Origin of the sequence: Streptomyces poriferorum, from assembly GCF_019399235.1 — a bacterium.
GTDB classification, from domain to species: domain Bacteria; phylum Actinomycetota; class Actinomycetes; order Streptomycetales; family Streptomycetaceae; genus Streptomyces; species Streptomyces poriferorum.
This window is the reverse complement of the sequence record NZ_JAELVH010000467.1, coordinates 1-2961: the sequence shown is the minus strand read 5'-3', so window position 1 is coordinate 2961 and position 2961 is coordinate 1. Positions and strand designations below refer to the sequence as shown.

The window sequence follows — 2961 nt, the reverse complement described above, 5'->3', positions numbered from 1 at the left end:
CCTCGCGACCCGCGCCGGCGATCGCGTGGACCTTCTCGCCCACGACCGCCGGGTACGCGCCCAGGTCCGGGGCCGTGGCGCCGGCGACGTCCTGCCGGCCATGGTCGACGCCCTGGCCCCACTGGAGCCGGAACTCGTGGAAACCGACGCCCGGGGTCTGAGCGCCGCCGCGCTGACGCACGCACCTCGGCGCTCCCTCATCGTGCTGCTGACCAGCCTCGACGCAGCCCCCGTCGCGGAAGGACTGCTGCCCGTGCTGCCACGTCTTACTCAGCGCCATACCGTGCTGCTGGCAGCCGTGCGGGACCCTCACATCGAGGAGATGGCGGCAGCGAGGGGGACAGTGGACGCGATCTACGACGCAGCCGCGGGAGCCGAGGCCCAGGCAGAAAGGCGTCGGACGGCGGACCAGCTCCAGCGTCACGGCGTGGTCGTCGTGGACGCCACCCCGGACAGCCTCGCGCCGTCCCTCGCAGACGCCTACCTGGCCCTCAAGGCCGCCGGCCGGCTGTAACGTCCCCCGCCCGTGGCACCGAGCCGACCGCCCGAGCAGGGGCGAGGGCAGCGCCGAATCGCGATACGAGAGTCAGGCTCGGATCCCTGCCGCATCCGGCTCAGGCTGGGGCTCGCGTGCGGACCAGGGAAGCAGGAACGGGGTGAACAGCATGAGAAGACCCGCGACGGCGATCGCGGCGCGAGGACCGGTGACGGCGGCCAGCAACCCCCATAGCCCGGTCATGGCGGCGACGGTCAGCTTGCTGGTGACCGACCACGCCGACAGGGTGCGGACGATCCGGTCCGTCGCCGTCTGCTCCAGCCGGTAGGTGGCGAACACCGGGTTGAACACACCCATGCAGGTGATCAGCCCGAACTCGACCACGATGACGAGCACGAGTCCGCCTGCACCGGGCCGGATGAAGGCCAGCCCGAGCGACCAGCACGCCCGCAGCGCCCCGGCGGCGAGCAGGACCCTCTGCCGTCCGGCGCGTGCGACAAGCCTGCGTGCCAGCCGTGAGCCGATGATCCCGCCGACACAGGGCAGGCCGAAGGCGAGGCCGTACTGCCAGGGGGCGAACCCCAGGTCCCCGAGCATGAGGACGGCCAGCAGCGGCGAGGTTGCCATGATCAGACCGCTGACCAGGACCGTGTTGAAGAACAGAGGACGCAGGGCCGGGTGGCCCAGGATGTGCCGCCACCCTTCGAGCAGGTCGCGGGGCCGGAGCCGCGACCTGGGCGTACCCGTCCGCGCAGGGGGCGGCTCACTGCCACCGATGGCACGGATCCCCGCGGCTGAGAGCAGATAACTGACCGCGTCGGCCACCACCGTCGTCACCGGTCCGAAGAATCCGATCGCCGCCGTGCCGGCCGGCGGTCCGAGCACGGTGACGGTCCAGGCCGTGGACTCGAACCGTCCGTTCGCGACGAGCAGGTCCTCAGGCCGTACGAGCGTCTTCAGGTACGCGCCGCCGGCCGCGGTGAAGGCGATGTCGGCCGCGCCGACGACGACGGAGACAAGCAGAAGCTGCGCGAAGCCGAGCAGACCGAGCGCATACGCGGCGGGTACGCTCATCAGCGCTACGAACCGGGTCAGGTCCATCGCGACCATCACCGGCCGCTTACGGCGAAACTCCAGCCACGGCCCCAGCGGCACGGCCACGGCGGCTCCCACAGCAAGCCCTGTCGCGGCCAGTACGGATACCTCGGTCGGCCCTGCGTGGAGTGCAAGGATCGCGATCAGAGCGAACGCGTCGAACGCCAGCCGCGTGCCGAACCCGCTGACGGCATACGCCGCCCACAGCCACCCGAACTGTCGGCCCAACGGTCTCCTGCCCACCATGCTCAGCCGCCCTTGATGTCTTACCCAACAAACAGACATTGACCAGGAACAGCTAATCGAGCAGGACAGCAGCAGGTCAAACAACCAACTTGGCGCCGCTACACAACGATCCGTTGTGAATTACCGTGGTTCTCCATGGATCTCGAAGCCGTACGCACCTTCGCTGCCGTCGCTGACACGGGCCAGTTCCAGGAAGCAGCCGCCGAGCTCTCGATCACCCAGCAGGCCGTCTCCAGACGTATCTCCGTGCTGGAGAAGAACCTCGGTGTGCGGCTGTTCACCCGCACGCCACGCGGCGCCGAGCTCACCATCGACGGACAGGCACTCCTGCCTCACGCACGTGAGCTGTTGCGGGTCGCAGAGCGCGCGGTCGCATCCGTGCACGCCGGCCGTCGCCCGCTGCGTGTCGACGTGATCGCGTCGCGCGGCGCACAGGCGGGCCTGATGCGCGGATTCCACCGCGCGCATCCCGAGATCGAACTCGACGTGTTGATGCTGTTCGAGATCGAGACGGCCGTCGCCGCTATCGGGTCCGGTGCGATCGATGCGTCATTCCGCGCCGTCGCGGCGCCCGGCCGGCCACTTCCCGAGGACATCGAATCCGCCCGAGTGCTCGATGAGCCGTTGCAACTCCTCACGGGGCCTGCCCACGCGCTGGCGGGCGCCAGGTCCGTGACCCTCGCGCAGCTCGCCGGGCACCGGATCTGGATGCCAGGCATCGTCCCCGGTACCGAGTGGGGCGCCTACTACGACGATCTCGTCGCCGAATTCGGCCTCACCATCGAGGCAACCGGCCCCAACTTCGGCTCCGATGCCCTTCTGGACACCATCGCCGACACCCCGGCCCTGGCCACCTTCATGGGCGAGCACACCCGCCTCATCTGGCCCGCCGGCCATGGACTGCGGCGCATCCCGGTGACCGACCCCACTCCTGTCTACCCGCACTCGCTGATCTGGCGTCGCGACAACCCACACCCCGCCCTCATCGCTCTCCGCGACTATCTCGGCTCCACACGGCCTCACCAGGCCGACGGCGAGACTTGGAAGCCTGCCTGGGTCAAGGACTCCGATGTGCGGCGGACCTGATGCGATCGTTCCTGGCCGGGAACGCAGAAAAGCCCCGT

The 2961-nt window shown here is 69.6% G+C and carries 2 protein-coding genes and 1 pseudogene; 2 read left to right on the top strand and 1 reads right to left on the bottom strand.

Annotated features, from left to right (window positions below; genetic code table 11):
- A pseudogene (locus JGS39_RS38485) lies at window positions 1–514 on the top strand (DUF58 domain-containing protein); the annotation flags it as partial.
- A 72-nt stretch (window positions 515–586) separates the two neighbouring features.
- On the opposite strand, the gene JGS39_RS38480 reads toward JGS39_RS38485, so the two are convergent.
- Entirely contained in the window at window positions 587–1837 is a 1251-nt protein-coding gene (locus tag JGS39_RS38480) for an MFS transporter (RefSeq protein WP_219574418.1), read from the bottom strand.
- 135 nt (window positions 1838–1972) lie between these two features.
- Between JGS39_RS38480 and JGS39_RS38475 the strand changes: the two genes are divergently transcribed.
- On the top strand, window positions 1973–2923 hold the full coding sequence (locus tag JGS39_RS38475) for a LysR family transcriptional regulator (protein WP_219574417.1): 951 nt from the start codon (window positions 1973–1975) through the stop codon (window positions 2921–2923).
- Window positions 2924–2961 lie beyond the last annotated feature (38 nt).

Excerpts from the sequence above, each read along its gene's own strand:
- JGS39_RS38480 (WP_219574418.1), bottom strand. The coding sequence starts at position 1,837 with ATGGTGGGCAGGAGACCGTTGGGCCGACAGTTCGGGTGGCTGTGGGCG.
- JGS39_RS38475 (WP_219574417.1), top strand. The coding sequence starts at position 1,973 with ATGGATCTCGAAGCCGTACGCACCTTCGCTGCCGTCGCTGACACGGGC.